The 15,109-nt window shown below is 63.3% G+C and carries 13 protein-coding genes; 4 read left to right on the top strand and 9 right to left on the bottom strand.

Annotated features, from left to right (window positions below; all coding sequences use genetic code 11):
- Positions 1-865 precede the first annotated feature (865 nt).
- From KA354_01230 to xseA, 3 genes are all read left to right on the top strand, one after another.
- A complete protein-coding gene (locus KA354_01230; GenBank protein ID MBP7933243.1) occupies positions 866-1,108 on the top strand; it encodes a hypothetical protein in 243 nt (80 codons plus the stop codon).
- 186 nt (positions 1,109-1,294) lie between these two features.
- Positions 1,295-2,125, top strand: coding sequence for a TIGR00282 family metallophosphoesterase (locus tag KA354_01225; protein ID MBP7933242.1), 831 nt, complete (start codon positions 1,295-1,297; stop codon positions 2,123-2,125).
- Position 2,126: 1 nt separating this feature from the next.
- Positions 2,127-3,794 carry an exodeoxyribonuclease VII large subunit gene (gene xseA, locus KA354_01220; protein MBP7933241.1) on the top strand — a complete coding sequence of 556 codons (1,668 nt, stop codon included), beginning with the start codon at positions 2,127-2,129 and terminating at the stop codon, positions 3,792-3,794.
- A 270-nt stretch (positions 3,795-4,064) separates the two neighbouring features.
- Here xseA and KA354_01215 read toward each other — a convergent pair whose 3' ends face one another.
- From KA354_01215 to KA354_01175, 9 genes are all read right to left on the bottom strand, one after another.
- A complete protein-coding gene (locus KA354_01215) occupies positions 4,065-5,018 on the bottom strand; it encodes a type II secretion system F family protein (protein MBP7933240.1) in 954 nt (317 codons plus the stop codon).
- 4 nt (positions 5,019-5,022) lie between these two features.
- Entirely contained in the window at positions 5,023-5,955 is a 933-nt protein-coding gene (locus KA354_01210; GenBank protein MBP7933239.1) for a type II secretion system F family protein, read from the bottom strand.
- A gap of 115 nt (positions 5,956-6,070) precedes the next feature.
- Positions 6,071-7,555, bottom strand: a complete 1,485-nt coding sequence (locus KA354_01205) for a CpaF family protein (GenBank protein ID MBP7933238.1) — start codon at positions 7,553-7,555, stop codon at positions 6,071-6,073.
- Between the two features lie 15 nt (positions 7,556-7,570).
- Positions 7,571-8,767, bottom strand: a complete 1,197-nt coding sequence (locus KA354_01200; GenBank protein ID MBP7933237.1) for an AAA family ATPase — start codon at positions 8,765-8,767, stop codon at positions 7,571-7,573.
- A 289-nt stretch (positions 8,768-9,056) separates the two neighbouring features.
- Positions 9,057-10,799, bottom strand: coding sequence for a type II and III secretion system protein family protein (locus KA354_01195; GenBank protein ID MBP7933236.1), 1,743 nt, complete (start codon positions 10,797-10,799; stop codon positions 9,057-9,059).
- On the bottom strand, positions 10,796-11,923 hold the full coding sequence (gene cpaB, locus KA354_01190) for a Flp pilus assembly protein CpaB (protein ID MBP7933235.1): 1,128 nt from the start codon (positions 11,921-11,923) through the stop codon (positions 10,796-10,798). The genes KA354_01195 and cpaB overlap by 4 nt, the downstream gene beginning before the upstream one ends.
- Positions 11,924-12,068: 145 nt before the next feature.
- Positions 12,069-12,551 carry a pilus assembly protein gene (locus KA354_01185; protein MBP7933234.1) on the bottom strand — a complete coding sequence of 161 codons (483 nt, stop codon included), beginning with the start codon at positions 12,549-12,551 and terminating at the stop codon, positions 12,069-12,071.
- Between the two features lie 24 nt (positions 12,552-12,575).
- Entirely contained in the window at positions 12,576-13,124 is a 549-nt protein-coding gene (locus KA354_01180; GenBank protein MBP7933233.1) for a prepilin peptidase, read from the bottom strand.
- 176 nt (positions 13,125-13,300) lie between these two features.
- Positions 13,301-13,483 carry a Flp family type IVb pilin gene (locus KA354_01175; protein ID MBP7933232.1) on the bottom strand — a complete coding sequence of 61 codons (183 nt, stop codon included), beginning with the start codon at positions 13,481-13,483 and terminating at the stop codon, positions 13,301-13,303.
- Between the two features lie 1,050 nt (positions 13,484-14,533).
- Here KA354_01175 and KA354_01170 point away from each other — a divergent pair.
- Positions 14,534-15,085, top strand: coding sequence for a hypothetical protein (locus tag KA354_01170; GenBank protein ID MBP7933231.1), 552 nt, complete (start codon positions 14,534-14,536; stop codon positions 15,083-15,085).
- The last annotated feature ends 24 nt before the right edge of the window (positions 15,086-15,109 follow it).

Genomic DNA, 15,109 nt, shown 5'->3' with positions numbered 1-15,109 from the left:
CGTCAAACCAACTGCAACAAGTATAGCGGCTGACCACGCGAATGCAACTTCAGCAAACCGACCTTCAATCCTGAAGCACACGCCAGCGCCTGCCCTGGACGATGAGACCCAACCCCCGCACCACACGTCTGACCAAGGGGAATCGATTGTCCAAAAAGAAAACACCAGGTGCCTTACGACAGCCCGGTGTTTTCCGGAGGGGAAAAGCCCCACGGCGAACCGCCCACAGGCGGACATCCTCTTTCCAACGCGAATCCGACGGACCCTCTTGTGACACGATTCCCCTACCGCCCCGTCCGATCCACCCGTGGTAACATACTACAACCCTGACCTGATTTCAAGCAACACGGGCCCAGAATCCGAGCAAGAACTCCGCGTCACACCGAGTTGTCCGCGCAAGTATGCCTAAGAAACAACATTATCTCTTTATATGAAAAGATGTTATGAATCAGCAAGCCCTGTGAATTGCTGAATGCCGTTCCGCTGTTCGCCTATGGGACAACGAGGATTCGAGCGGCCGCCGGCAGCCACCCGCGGTCCATACCACCGGCCGATCCCCCGTGGACGAGATCCGATAACTTAACCGATATATGAGCGTACCCGACAAGATCGTGAACAAGGAGGAGTTGCTGGACCAGGTCGCAGTCGCCCGCGCGGCCGGCCAGACCGTCGTCCACTGCCAAGGCTGCTTCGACATCGTCCACCCCGGGCACGTCCGCTAGCTCGAGTTCGCCCGCCAGCAGGGAGACCCGCTCGTCGTCTCGCTGACCGGTGATTCCCAGGTCGGCAAGGGCCTGCAGCGACCCTACATCCCTGAAGAAATGCGGGCCGAGAACCTCGCCGCCCTCGAGGTCGTCGATCTGGTTTGCATCAACCCCAACTTGACTTCCCCCGACCTCCTGGCGAGCTGCGTCCTGACGTCTACGTGAAAGGCAAGGAATACGAGCAGAACAACCGCCCGGACTTCGCTCGGGAACGGCAGGTCGTCGAGAGCCACGGCGGCCGATTCGTCTCCAACTGCTCGCCGGTCCATGCTGCCGCGTGCGGCCAGCGACTCGCCCGGATCACCACCGTACCGGTGCACGGCTGGTTTGGCGGCCGGCGATGACCCCGCCTCCCGGTGGCGGCGGCCTCGGTTCCGTGATGCCTTGGGCGGTCAATCCTGCCAAGCGGGTGTGAAGCAGGGGATGAGGAGCGGGCCGTCCTGAGGACCATTGCCCCGCCGAGCCGGACACGCTATCCTTGAGGATCCACGGAGCGAATACGGACACCACCGTGGCTAGAAAGTCCTGAAATGCGAGTCAATCTCCTGTGTATCGGAGATGTCGTGGGCCGGCCGGGGCGCTATGCGATCTCCCAAACCCTCCCCCATCTGGCCCGGGAATACAACATTCACTGCGTGATCGCCAATGCGGAGAACGCTGCTGGCGGATCCGGCCTCACCCCGCAACTCTTTGAGAAGTTTAGGCGCTACGGGGTCGACCTCATCACCCTGGGCGACCACATCTACCGCCGCCAGGAGATCATTCCGGTCCTGGAGAGTTCGGACCGGATCGTACGCCCCGCAAACATGTCCCCCCAGGCGGTCGGCAGGCACGTCGCGATCTGCCAGACCAAGCTCGGCCCGAAAGTGGCGATCATCTCACTGCTCGGGCGACTGTTCATGAAGACCATGGTGGATTGCCCGTTTCACGCCGTGGACCGCGTACTCAAGCAGCTCCCGCCCGACGTCAAGATCGTCGTGGTCGACGTGCACGCCGAGGCCACCAGCGAGAAGGTTGCCATGGGCTGGTACCTCGATGGGCGGGTCAGCGCCGTGGTCGGCACGCACACTCACGTGCAGACCGCCGACGAGAGCATCCTACCCAACGGAACGGCCTATCTCACCGACCTCGGCATGACTGGGCCGTTTGACTCGGTCCTCGGGCGGCTCAAGGACCGGGTCATTCGCACCTTTCTGACCAACCTGCCCCACGCGTTCGACGTGGCCGAGGGCGACCCGCGGCTGTGCGGACTCCTGGTCGGCGTGGAGTCGACCACCGGCAAGGCCGAGCACGTGGAGCGAATCTGCATCGACAAATCGAGCCCCCTGTTCGTCAACCTGGCCGGCGGAGAGGTGGACTGACATGACCGCCCAGCGCCCGGCGTTCGATCCCGACCGGATCCGGACCCCGACCGCTCCCCCCCTGCCGAGACAGGTCACGGTCAGCCAGTTAACCGCGGCCATCAAGCGGACTCTCGCCGACGGACTGCCCGGCACCATCCACCTGATCGGCGAGATCAGCAACTTCACCCGCCACACCAGCGGCCACCTCTACCTGACCTTGAAGGACAAAGGCGGCGAGATCAGGGCGGTCATGTGGCGATCCGGAGCCGCCGACCTGAAGTTCAAACCGGCCGACGGCATGGCAGTCATCGCCACCGGCTACGTGGACTTCTACGAGAACCGCGGTCAATGCCAGTTCATCATCCGCAGACTCGAGCCGCGCGGCACGGGCGCCCTGGAACTCGCTTTCCGCCAGCTCCGCGAACAACTGGAGAAGGAGGGCCTTTTCGACCCTCGGCACAAGAAGCCGATCGCCCCCTATCCCCGGAACATCGCCGTCGTCACCAGCCCCACCGGAGCGGCCGTCCGCGACATCCTGCGGACCCTTCAGCGGCGGTACCCCTGCGTGCAGGTCCTCGTCCACCCGGTGAAGGTGCAGGGCGAGGGGGCCGCCGCGGAAATCGCCGACGCGATCGCCCGGCTCAACCGTGAGGCCGCGTCGCTGGGCGGTATCGACACGATCATCGTGGCCCGCGGCGGCGGTTCACTCGAAGAGCTCTGGGCATTCAACGAGGAACCCGTCGCCCGTGCCATCCATGCCAGCCGGATCCCGATCATCAGCGGCGTGGGACACGAGGTGGACATCACCATCGCCGATCTGGTGGCCGACCTGCGGGCCGCCACGCCCACCGCCGCCGCCGAGCTGGCTGTACCCGTCCGGTCCGAGCTGCTCGCAGGACTGGACGAGTGCCAGGCACGACTCCACCGGGCGATGCGAAACCGGCTGGAGTTGTCTCGCTCGAAGGTGGACGCCATTGGCCGGGTCTCCTGGATGCGCGATCCGGGCAGCTTGATCCAGGAGGCCGAGCAGCGGCTGGACGATGCCACCTCGCGACTCCAGGCGGCCATTGGACGACTCATTGACCGCCAACGAAGTCGACTGCACCAGCTGGAGGTCAATCTGGCCGCCGGCCGTCCCCAGACCGTGCTCCATCGGCAGCTGCAGCAACTCGAACACCTGGCGTCGCGGCTGCAATGGAGTCAGTCACAGTCCCTCCTAGCTCATGACCGCCGACTCCATGCAACGGAAGTCAGACTGGCGGGCGTTCGACCGCAGGCTATGTTGCGGCAGGCTCACGACCGACTGGCGACAACGGCCAGCCGCCTCGATCGCGCCGCACGTCTGCACACTCGTCAACTGGCGAACCGGATCGACGAGAAGGAGCGAGCCCTGCGAGCCACCTCGCCCGTCCGCCAGGTCGCCACCGAGAACGAACGGCTCCGCAAGCTCGAGCTTGAACTCACCCGATCGCTCGCTCACCGCCTCAAACCGGCATGGCAATCGCTGCAATCGCTGGTCAGCCGCCTGGAGGCCACCAGTCATCACAAGACACTGGCCCGCGGCTTCACCATCACCCGCGACCGCAGAGACGGTCGCATCGTCACCGCCGCCGACCAGGTCCAGCCCGGCCAAGAAGTGGTCACCGAAACCGCAGACGGGGAGTTCGCGAGCCGGGTCACAGACTAAGGTAACCCCTGAGCTGCTCGCGCGGCGTACCGGCAGGAGCGGGCCGTAGACACGGCCAAGTCATCCGGAGCATACGGGAGCGGAAGCCCGGCGGCGGGCTGGCCAACGCAGACGAAGGGTGAGTTCAGTAGATTCGGCTGGTGATCAGCTTTGCGGTGGCCGCAGTCCGTCGGGCCGTTTTCGCTGATAGAACCTTCTGGTGCTTTCGGACACCTTAGAACTTCTTCCAGTGGCCCGGCAACAACCCGATCCCGCGTTCCGATGAGCGGACTACTTCGGAGCGAGAGCTCCACCGCTACCCAGAGTCTTGATCAGCTGGAGGGCGGCCGGTCCGACCAGCACCACGAAGATCGACGGGAAGATGAACAGAATCAGCGGCAGCATCAGCTTGACCGTGGTTTTCTGAGCACGCTCCTCGGCCTTGAGGCGTCGTTTCACGCGGAGCATGTCCGCCTGGGTACGGAGAGCCTTGGCCACGCTGGTGCCCAGCTTCTCAGCCTGGGTAATGACCGCCACCATGGCCCGCATCTCGTTGACGCCGCTGCGGCGGGCCATGTTCTCGAGGGACTCCGCCCGCGGCACACCCATTTGCGTTTCCATCGTCGCGATCTGCATCTCGTCACTGAGGTCCTTGTGAACGTTGCGCATCTCCTCGGCCACCCGAAGCAGACCGGCATCCAGGCCGAGACCGGACTCGACCGACACCACCAGCAGGTCGAGTGAGTCGGGCAGGCCGTTACGGATCTTCTCGGCGCGCTGGCTGCGGGCCAGGAAGAGCCATGCGTTGGGCAGAAGGAACCCGAGACCCGCGGCGGTCGCGGCAAAGCCGAAGAGTTGCTTGGCCTCGTAGCCTCCACCCCAGGCGACAAACAAGGTCACCACCGCCAGCAGCACGCCGACGATCGTCTTGCTCGCCAAGAAGTAGCGGCTGGCTTCCTCCTGGCGGTAGCCTGCCTGGGCCAGTTTCTCGCGAAGGGTCGACATCTGCGCGGCGTTCTTCGGCATGACCGGCTTCATCGCGATGGGCGCGACCTTCTCCAGCATCTGCTTGGCTGCGGAAGGACGACGGCCGGCGTCGGTGCCGGCCTGGGGGCTGCCCGACGAGCGCCCGGTCATGCGCCGCATCACCTTGTCCTTTTCCTCACCCCGCTTGGGCAGGAGGCTGTAGATGATCAGGCCCGCGCTGATCATGACCAGGACGATGAGGATAATGAGTTGCGTCATGACATCACACCTTGATATTCACGATCTTCTTGATCATGGCCATGCCCATCAGGTCCATGGCCGCCGCCGTGGCCAAGAGCATTCGACCGGTGGGCGTGTTGATCAGCACCTTGGAGTACTCGGGGTTCACGAACAGACAGGCGATGAACACGATGACCGGCAGGAGCAGCAGTACCCATCCGGACAGTCGGCCTTCCGCGGTGAGGGCCTGAACAGTACCCAGCAGCTGGACGCGATCGCGGATCACCTTGCCGATCTTGTCCAGGATCTCGGCCAGGTCACCGCCGGTCTGACGCTGAATCAGGACCGCGGTCACGAAGAAGCGCACGTCCATCTGGTCGACGCGGTTGGCCATATTCAGCAGGGCTTCCTCGACCTTGATGCCGAGGTTCTGTTCCTGAAACACTCGCCCGAACTCCTTGGCGATGGGGTTGGGCATCTGGGTACTCACCAGTTGAATTGCCCCCGCCAGGGCGTGGCCGGCGCGAAGGGCCTGTCCCAGCAGATCGAAGACATCCGGCAACTGCTCAACCAGCACACGGATGCGCTTCTTCCGCTTGCGAACCAGCCACAGCAAAGGCATGACCATCACGGCGACGACGGCCGCCAGGGCGGTGAGAATACTGAACTGGAGGAACAGGAGGAGAGCCCCGACCAGAAGCGCGACCGCTGTCACGTTGGTCAGCATCTTGGACGCGGACCAGTCCAGATCGGCCTGATCCAGCATGTGCTGAACCTTGCTGACGACGGCCAGTTTGGAGAGGACCGAGTCAAGCAGCCCTTCGTGCTTGCCGCCTCCGCGCCGCAGCAGCAGCGTCTCCTTGGCCTCGTTGGCACGCGCCCGGGAACGCGTCTCCGTGAGCCGGTCCACGACCTTGCGCTGCTTGCTCGTGCGAAGGTCCATGAGCACCTGAAACACGCCCCAAACCAGGAGCATGGAGCCCACCACCGGCAGTGCGATGAAAATGATAGGAGAAAGCACGGTACACCCCGTCTCAAGCCTCCTCCGGGCACCATGCCCCGGATGGAGGCGGGACTCTCGGTCCCGTCAACTAGCCCTCATGGTCACTGAGCAACACCTGGGCCTCGAACATCTCCGGCCCAACGTTGCATCCTGAGTACTTCAACCGGTCAAGGAACGTCGGCCGGATGCCTGTGCCCATCATTCGGCCGTAGGCCTTTCCGGCGCTGTCAATGCCCACCTGCTCGAACTTGAAGATGTCCTGCATGGTCACGACATCCCCCTCCATGCCGGTCACCTCGGTTACGCTGGTGATCTTCCTGGGACCGCCAGTCAGACGCTGGGCCTGCACAATGAGCTGGATCGCGGATGAGAACTGCTGGCGAATGGCCCGGACGGGCAGCTCGAAGCCGGACATCATCACCATGGTCTCAACACGCTGAACGGCATCACGCGTGCTGTTGGCGTGAAGCGTGGTCAGCGACCCGTCATGGCCGGTGTTCATCGCCTGGAGCATGTCCAGCGTCTCGGCCCCGCGGCATTCGCCGACCACGATACGGTCGGGCCGCATACGCAGACTGTTGATCAGCAGATCGCGAATCGAGATGTGGCCCTTGCCCTCGATATTCGCCGGACGGGTCTCGAGCCGGACCACGTGCGGCTGGCGGAGGCGAAGCTCGGCCGCGTCCTCGATGGTCACGATGCGGTCCGAAGGCGGAATGAACGACGACATGTTGTTGAGCAGCGTCGTCTTGCCAGAACCGGTTCCGCCAATAATCAGAATGTTGAGATGGGCAACGACACAGGCCCGGAAAAACTCAACCATCTGCGGGGCGCACGATTTGAAGTTGACGTAGTCCTCCCAGGTGATGGGGTCGGCACCGAATCGACGAATGGACATGCTCGGCCCGTCCAGGGCCAGAGGCGGAATGACCGCATTGACGCGGGAGCCGTCCTTCAAGCGGGCATCGACCATCGGACAGACCTCATCGCAACGCCGGCCGACGGCGCTGACGATCTTGTCGATCACGTGGATGAGGTGAGCGTTGTCACGGAATTGAACATCGGTCAGTTCCAGACGACCTTTGCGCTCCACATACACCATCCGCGGGCCGTTGATCAGAATATCGCTGATCGCAGGATCCTTGAGCAGGATTTCCAGTGGCCCCAGGCCAAACGTCTCGTCCAGAATCTCGCCGACCAGCCGCTGACGCTCGGTGTGGTTGAGGAGGACGTCCTCCTTCTCGCACAGGGCCAGCACCAGTTCACCGACCTTGTCGCGAATCCCCGGATCGTTGTTGTCCACCGCGGTCAGATCGAGCTGTTCGACCAGCTTGCGATGGATGCGGGTCTTGAGGGCGTAGTACTTCTCCAGCTTCTCGTCGATGGGCTTTCCGGTCCGTGACTTGTCCACGGTTGGCTTAGAGGCCACCTCGGTCGCTCTCGTCGGGGCAGGCTTGGGCGGCCCGGTCGGGTCTTCGGCCGGCCGGGGCCCGAGAACGGACTTGCCAGGGACCCCGGGCGGCGGCGCCGGCGGTGATTTCAACGCCACAGGTGGTTTGACTTTGCCGAACATCCTTGCCTTACTCCATTAGGACGACGCCCCGCTGAAGATCCGACCCAACAGGCCGCTTCCCTTCTCGCTCTTCTTGGCTGTGGTGTCATGCGGCGAGGCGATGCTCTCCGCCAGTTCCCGGATTGCCGCCCGCACCCGTGACTTGGGTGCGACGTCCATGAGGGCCGCACCGACATTGATGGCCCCGCTTACGACCTTCCAGTCGTCGGGAATCTGGTAGGCGATCTTGCGGTTCAGGGTCTGTTCCACCTGCTCGATGCCCAGATGGCCGGAGTCCTGACCGAGGCGGTTGCACACCAGCCTGAAACGGTCCAGGTTGTAGCCCCCCTCCTGAAGCTCGCTGAACATGCGATGCACGTTGCGGACGCTGGTAACCAGGAGCTGCATGACGAAGAGATTGACGTCGGCCAGGTCGAGCACCGCCAGCCCGCCCGGATCGAACCGGTTGGGCCCGTCGACAACGACATACTCGTAGATCTGCTGCAGGGAACTCAGCACGGAGGCGCAGTGGGCGGCGGTGATCTGGTCAGCCTGGGCGAACTGGTTGGGCCGGGCCAGAAGATGCAGGCCGCTGTCGTGCTTGACCATGACCCGGTCGATGACCGAGCCATCCAGCTGCTCCGGCGTGGAGCACAGATCGGCGATGGTGTAGTCCGCCTGCACGTCGAGCATGGTCGCCAGCTGTCCGAAGCGGAAATCGAGATCGACCAGGACCACCGGCTTGTTCTTCGCGAGTTGGGTGAGCTCGACGGCGAGGTTGGTGGCCAGCATGGAGGCCCCAGCGCCTCCCACGGTACCGAGGATGGAGACGAGCCGGCCCACCTCGACCGCATTCCCGGATTGGGCCACGACCTTCCCGATCGCCGCAGTGACCAGTTCTCGATCGATCGGCTTGGTCAGAAACTCGCGGACGCCCGAGCGCATGGCCGTCAGAATGTGCTGTGGGTCGGTGCTTTCGGACAGAACGAAGACGGCCAGCTCGGGATTGGCGGCGGCGATCTTGGCGGCGATGGGCAAGGTGGCGTCGGGTACGGGGTCGAGATGGACAAGCAGAATCTCGGCCGGGAACTGGCCCACCGCCTGCTCGACCAGGCCAAGCTCATCGACCTCCGCAACGATCTGGACGCCGTCCAGGCCGAGCAGTTCAGATCGGATCGTGACCGAGTAGTCCTCGTCACCGTTGGCAATGATAACACGAACCGACTGTCTCATGGCTTCCCAGATGCTTCCATTCCCCAGCCATGATTCTCAGCGTCTCCTGTTACTCGCGGCCGGCCGCAGCCGGTCGGTCGGGCGTGTCGGCCGCCGCGGGACGGTGGCGACCGGCACGCCGAACCTCGGTCCTTACTGAATCAGAATGACGGGCCGTTTCCCACCCAGGTTCTGAAGGATGTCCTGCAGCTCCTGCTGGTAGGTGGTTACCTAACGCTCCTTTCCACACCTTGTTACCCATTTGAAGGGGGCCGGCGCCGCGCGGCGGCCCAGGCCCCCTGGTGTCAGCTCATTGAATCGTCTCCGATGCTTGCGCCTGTCCCCAAGGTCCGTGAAGCGACAGTTGCTCCGGGGACGTGCGGAATTTCCTGTACTTGGGTGCGGCGCTGGTCTCCAGAGCCGCGTCCTCGCCGGGGGCCTCCGCCACCGGCTTACCCTCGAGCATGCCCAGTCCGAACAGCTCATAGTCGCTGGGATCGGTCATGAACTGGCCCGGCACCGGTCCAACCTGGTCCGGATTCATGGCCGCTACCAGTTCGGGGGTCACCAGGATGACCAGTTCAGTCTGGTTCCGTTGGTACTCGACCGAACTGAACAGGGCGCCGAGAACCGGGACATCACCCAGGCCCGGGATTCTGCGCGCCGCCGCCTGGATTTCCTCGTTCAGCAGGCCGGCAATCGCGATCGTGCTGCCGCTCACCAACTCAACGGTTGTCTCCGCGTTGCGGGCCTTGATGCCTGGCACCGTCGTGCCACCGGTCAGCGTCACCTGGGTGGTGAAATCCCTTTCGCTCACTTCCGGGCGAACGTTGAGTCGGATCCTCTGCTGCCCGATCACGGTCGGCGTGAAGCGTAGGAGCACGCCGAACTTCTTCCATTCAATCGTTGTGGTGCCCAGTCCCTGAGGGATGGGCACGGGGAACTCGCCACCGGCCAGGAAATTGGCCTCCTGCCCGCTCAAGGCAATCAGATTGGGCTCGGCCAGCACGCGGAGCAGACGATTGTCGCGCATGGCCCGGAAGAACAGCTGCATCTGGATCCTAGGAAAACCAAGCGTGAACTCCGGCCCGGTCGGCGCCGGGTAGGTGGGAATGCCCGGGGTTCCGAATACCATCGACTCGGTCGGCGCCCCGGTGGTGAACTGCGGTCCGAGGATGTTGCCGGTCGAGACCGCTCCGATGTTCGAAGGGTTGATCCCGTCCAGATTGTTGACCATGAAAACGTCGCGGACGTTGTCGCCGGCGAGCCAGCCGTTCACGCCCAGCTTGCGGATCGCGGACTTGCTGACCTCGGCCACGGTGCAGCGCAGCAATACCTGATGAACGCCGGCCACGGTCATATGGTTCATCACCCGGGAGCTCTGGGTGCTCTGGCCGGTCGTGTTGCTTCGCTGCGCGTCCCGCCCGCCCAGCTCACCGACAAACGCCTTGGTCAGCTTATCGATGGCGTCGGCGGTGTCGCTGTCCGGCACCATGCCGGTCAGCAGGACCCGCTCGCGAAGCGCCTGAACCTGCACTGTGGCCTTGGGGGCGAGCTTCCTGATCGCCGCCTCCAGTTCAGCAAGATCGAGCTGGACCGTCACCGGCATGGTGACCTGCCCTTCCTTCGCATCCCAGACGATGAGCTGGGTGCTCCCGGCCCGCTTGCTGGTCACCACGATCTGCTGGGGCGAGAGGATGTTCACCGCGGCCACCTCGGGGTCGGCGATCTGGCAGCGAGCCATGGGCTCACTCAGATCGATCACCACGCTGCGGCCGGCGAGCAGGAGGATCTCCTGCTGACGGCTCTTCTCCTCGCGGACGGTCACGAGCATGCTCGTCGTCGGTGAGGCCGATGAGATCCGAGGGGGCTCAATAGATGGCTGAGCGGCCGGAGGATCGGCCGCCGAAGCGGTGCTGAAGCAAGCCAATCCGACAACGGCGGCGATCGCCAAAAAGCCTCCGGCCAGGTGACGAGCTTGCGCGGTCACCTGGCGGGAAACCCTGTCCATCCTTGAACGCATGATGAGTTGACCATCCTTGTGAGCGATCATTCCAGCAACTCCCTCGGTTTCAATGACTCCTTGGACCGCGATGTCTCGGGGCGTTCAGCGTACGGGGCCGGAGCCACCTCCGCCGCTTGTGGTCCAGGCTTTGCCGGACTCATCTGCACTCCAGGCTGAGTCGGACGTGCCTGTCGCCCATTCCGCTTACCATCTGCTTCGTTCGCCACTCGATGAGCGTCTTTCGTCCCGTTCTCAAACCACAACTCCTGAACTTCGCCGCCGGCCATGACCTCGACTCGCCACGGCGTCGGCTTGGCTACCGGCGCCGGCTCGGCCCGCTCGGCGACCGGCTTGGCGGCCCGAAGACCGCCGCCCTCTTTATCGGTCTTGTTGGGCTCGATCTTCGGTACGTTGCTCAACATTCCGTTAAGAAACGTCTTGACCGCTCCACCCTTGGCTGAAGCCGAGGAAACCAGCTCTTTATCGGTCGTTTGCCCCCCGGCACCGCCGCTACCGTCACGAGAATTGCGCATGGCCAGCCGAACTTGCCCCTTGGTTGAAGCCAAATGCAGCTTGGGCACATCGTCCGGGCGAACCAGAACCGTCACGGATTTCGGCAAGGTGGCGTTCACGTCGCCGGTGCTGCCCAGGTCCTGCCCGACGGCCAGGACCTCGACATTCTCCAGGATTACCTTGCTGGTGGTTTCGTCGCGGCTGCTGCCGGTGGCGCCGTTCATGACGGCCACGACGTCGACACGGCTGCCCGGCTTGATCCAGCCGGCCACGCCCGCCCATTCATCGACCTTGACGGCCACTGCCCGATATCCATCGCGGATGCGGACCTCCATGCCCGCCAGTGTTCCCTTGGGGGCAAGCCCGCTTGCCACGACGGGGCCGCCCTTGGGAATGACCACGCTCGCCACCCGACCGATGACCTCCTTGGTATCGTAGAACGACTGACTGGGCACCAAGGATCTGGGCACCGCCCTCAGTTCGAGCATCGTGTCCTTGATCTCGACGGTGGAGCCAATGTCTGTCTTGGCGCACACCACGTTCACGGTTTCACTTGCCTGGGACCCCTTGGCCTTCTTGAGCACATCGGCAAAGAGTTTGATGGCCAGAATGCCAACGGCCAGTCCCACCACCAACGGAATAATCGCTCGACCTTTCATGACAAGCTCCTTCGTCGCCACACCCGGGCCGGCTCCTCAACAGGGCCGGCCGCAGTACCATTTCTCTCTCCCAGGAGGCCCGGGCGAGCCACGCCCGTGCTCCCTTCCAACGTCATCCGGACAGACCGCGAACAGCGCGGTCGGATCAGCTACTGGTTGTCGCTTCCTTGCGCATCGAGCAGACCGACCCGATGGTCTTGTCGCCGATGCACCCTCCGCTCCCGCCGAACATGCCGCTGAACAGGCCGGACGGCAGGATCCCCAGCAGCGTGACCTGGCTGTAGGGCACCGCCACCTTGACGGTCACGACAGGGTTGGCGCTCGTCGCCGGTTCAATGATGATCATGCTGTCCGTCACGGTCAGTCCTGTGGAGGCAATCGCCTGCTGAAACCTCGACCGGATGTCCGTGTCGGTCGAGCCCGGCAGGGTCGCCGTGCGACACGCTTCGCGGGTCGCGTTGGTCAGCGAGTTCTCCATCATGAAGATGTAGCCGAACTCGATGATCCCAAACAGCATCAGGAGCAACAGCGGGGTCACAACGGCCATCTCGACGACCGCTCCGCCACGTCGAGCCGCGGGCCGACGGGAGCTGAGCCCCCTCAATCCTGGGTTTCCCCTCGTCTTCATCTTGCGCCTCCTCTGTCTATCTTGTCACCCAATCAACCACTGCTGCCCGAAGAACACCATCAGCGTGCCGATGGTCAAAGGAACACCGTACGGCAACAGCTGGGAAGTACTGCCGAAGCTCTTGGCCGAGCCGAACTCGGTGAAAAGGGTCGACCGGCTGGACACCTTGGTTGCGATCGTGGCCAGGTTGGCATAGGCATGCCACAAACGCCCGCTGGACAGAATCATAACCACCGCGATGACTCCGCCGACCACCGCGCCCACACAGAATGACAGGAAGGTGAGCCACGGCCCCAGCCAAACGCCAATCGCCATCATCAACTTGACGTCACCTGCGCCCATGCCATGCATAAGCCATGGAACAATGAGAACGGCAAAACCGACGGCCAGGCCCGCGGCACCGGCCGCAAGACCCTGCCATCCGAAGAAGTGAGCCTGGGCGAGGAAACCCGTCATCGCAATGGCTGCGTTCAGCCAGTTCGGTACCCGGCGTTCCTTGTAGTCAATCCACGACGCCCAGAGAATCCCGGGGACCATTATCGCACAGGTCGTCAACCACAAAGCTGAGTGCATCGATCGACTCCAGTATTCGCTTCCTTCCCGGCTCCGACCGACTGCATCCTGTTTTCAGGCCCGCGGCATTCTTGCCCCAGACAGGCTGGTGGGCGCCCGTCCGACCTCCGAACGGGCGCCCCCCAAGACCTACTTGAATGCTTCCTTCCTACGCGAAGCCTGCGTACGCCCAACCATTACGCACCGGTGGCCAGGGCTCCCTCGACGTTCGTGAAGATCGCGTTCACCTTGGTGCCCAGGAGGGTAATGCCCGCCAGGGCCACAATGATGATCAGGGCCAGCATCACCGCGTACTCAGTCGCGGTCGGGCCATCTTCGCTCCGAACAAAACTCTTGACTCGCGTTACCAATGCCTGCATGAATCTCTCCTTTCGATTGGTTATCCCCTTCAGGGGCCAAACGTGCCTGCCGCGTCTTTTCCCTCTTGACCAGCGAGGCGTCTCTGACTCCGGGCCGACAAGCCCGAATAACACTCGGTGAATCCCTTCTTACGAGATTCCGTTCTTCACTTGTCCCGCTTCCGTCACAACCGCCTCGTTCGCCCCCCTTCGTCCGGCGGGGCACACTCGCGGCAGGCTCAACCTTCGCCGCTCAGGCAAGTTGCGTGCGTCTGCGACTCACGTTTCACCCTGAATCGTCCGAACGCAGTTGAAACATAAGAAACGAATATCCCCCGGGCAAACCGGCTCATCAAAAAAGTTGCCAATTCCTCCATCAACCACCATTAAGCGTGCTACCAGCGGGAACGCCGACGGTTTTATCGGCTGCGGCCCACAACCCGGCTGCCCAGCTTGACATCCCACATTCACCCCACGGCGCCCCGAGGGCGGGGGTTTCAACCGGCCGCTGCGGCTTATCAGACCGACGGCATACCAGTATTGAAAACACGGCTCGCGTTCTGGGGATTCGAATCAGGTACCGCCGGTGAGCCGGACAGGAGTCGGCCGCCCTGTGACCCGTGTGGCTTCGCCGTGCAAGCCGCATGGGAAGCGGGTGCAGGGAGAATAGCCACCGGCGGGCGATCCGCCCTGAGGGCCGTCGACGGAATCGCGGTCGGAAACGGAAGCGGCGTAAGGGCGAGATTGAACCCGTGTTGCGATCTGGACGTGGATGCGGGACCCGCGATCTGGACACGGCTGCGGGACCGGAGGAGCATGGTTGCAGAGCGCACGGAATTGGACGCGGGCGTGGGCCCTGATGGCGAGCCACCAGGACGGAGAGACGTCACTCTGCGCGCAGAGAATTGCCGTATGTTCTCCTGGGTCAAGTTGCCCGCAATTCGTCCGAAAACAACAGAATCGCGTCGTTCGCTTGGCCGATAATCTCACCGGGCCGCAGGAGAGGCAACGGCCTGGATTCACGGTTGCTCCTGAAGAGGATTGGACCTTAACCAGAAGAGGATTGGACCCATGAAACGAGAGTATTCGGCAACGGAGTATGCAGCACTGATCCTTTCGGCGTTTGCAGTCGCGGGCCTGCTTGGCCTGTGGGGGTGTGGTGGCGGCGCGGTCTCGCGGCTCAATGCTCCGCCCCAAGGAACTAGCGAGAACCCGAGCGCCCTCCAGGACGGGTACGTGAACATGACCGACAACGCCCTGCTCGAGGATATGTCGGTGTCGAGTGCTCACTTTGTGCCGCACACAGCGGAGCTCAATGCCCTGGGCGTGCGGCGTCTGAATCGCTACGCGGAGATCCTGAAGATCTACGGTGGGACGCTGCGATATGACGAGCTCGACGGTTCTGACGAGATGGTCAAGCAGCGTATGGACCGGATCAAGGGCATGTTGACCTCCAACGGTGTTGAGGCGGACAAGATCAAGGTCGTGCAGGCCATGGCCGGCGGGCCGGGGATGAGGGCCGGTGAAGCGATCGTCGCCCGGGAATCGAGCAGCGCCAAGGCGTCCGACTCGGAGAAGCAGGAAACGACGGCGATCGGCGAAGCGGCGAGCAAAGTCAACTGACATGATGCTGGGGGGCACATGAAG

It is taken from the genome of Phycisphaerae bacterium (genome assembly GCA_018003015.1).
GTDB lineage: Bacteria > Planctomycetota > Phycisphaerae > UBA1845 > PWPN01 > JAGNEZ01.
Note: the sequence above shows the minus strand (reverse complement) of the source record. Positions and strands in the feature narration are given on the sequence as shown.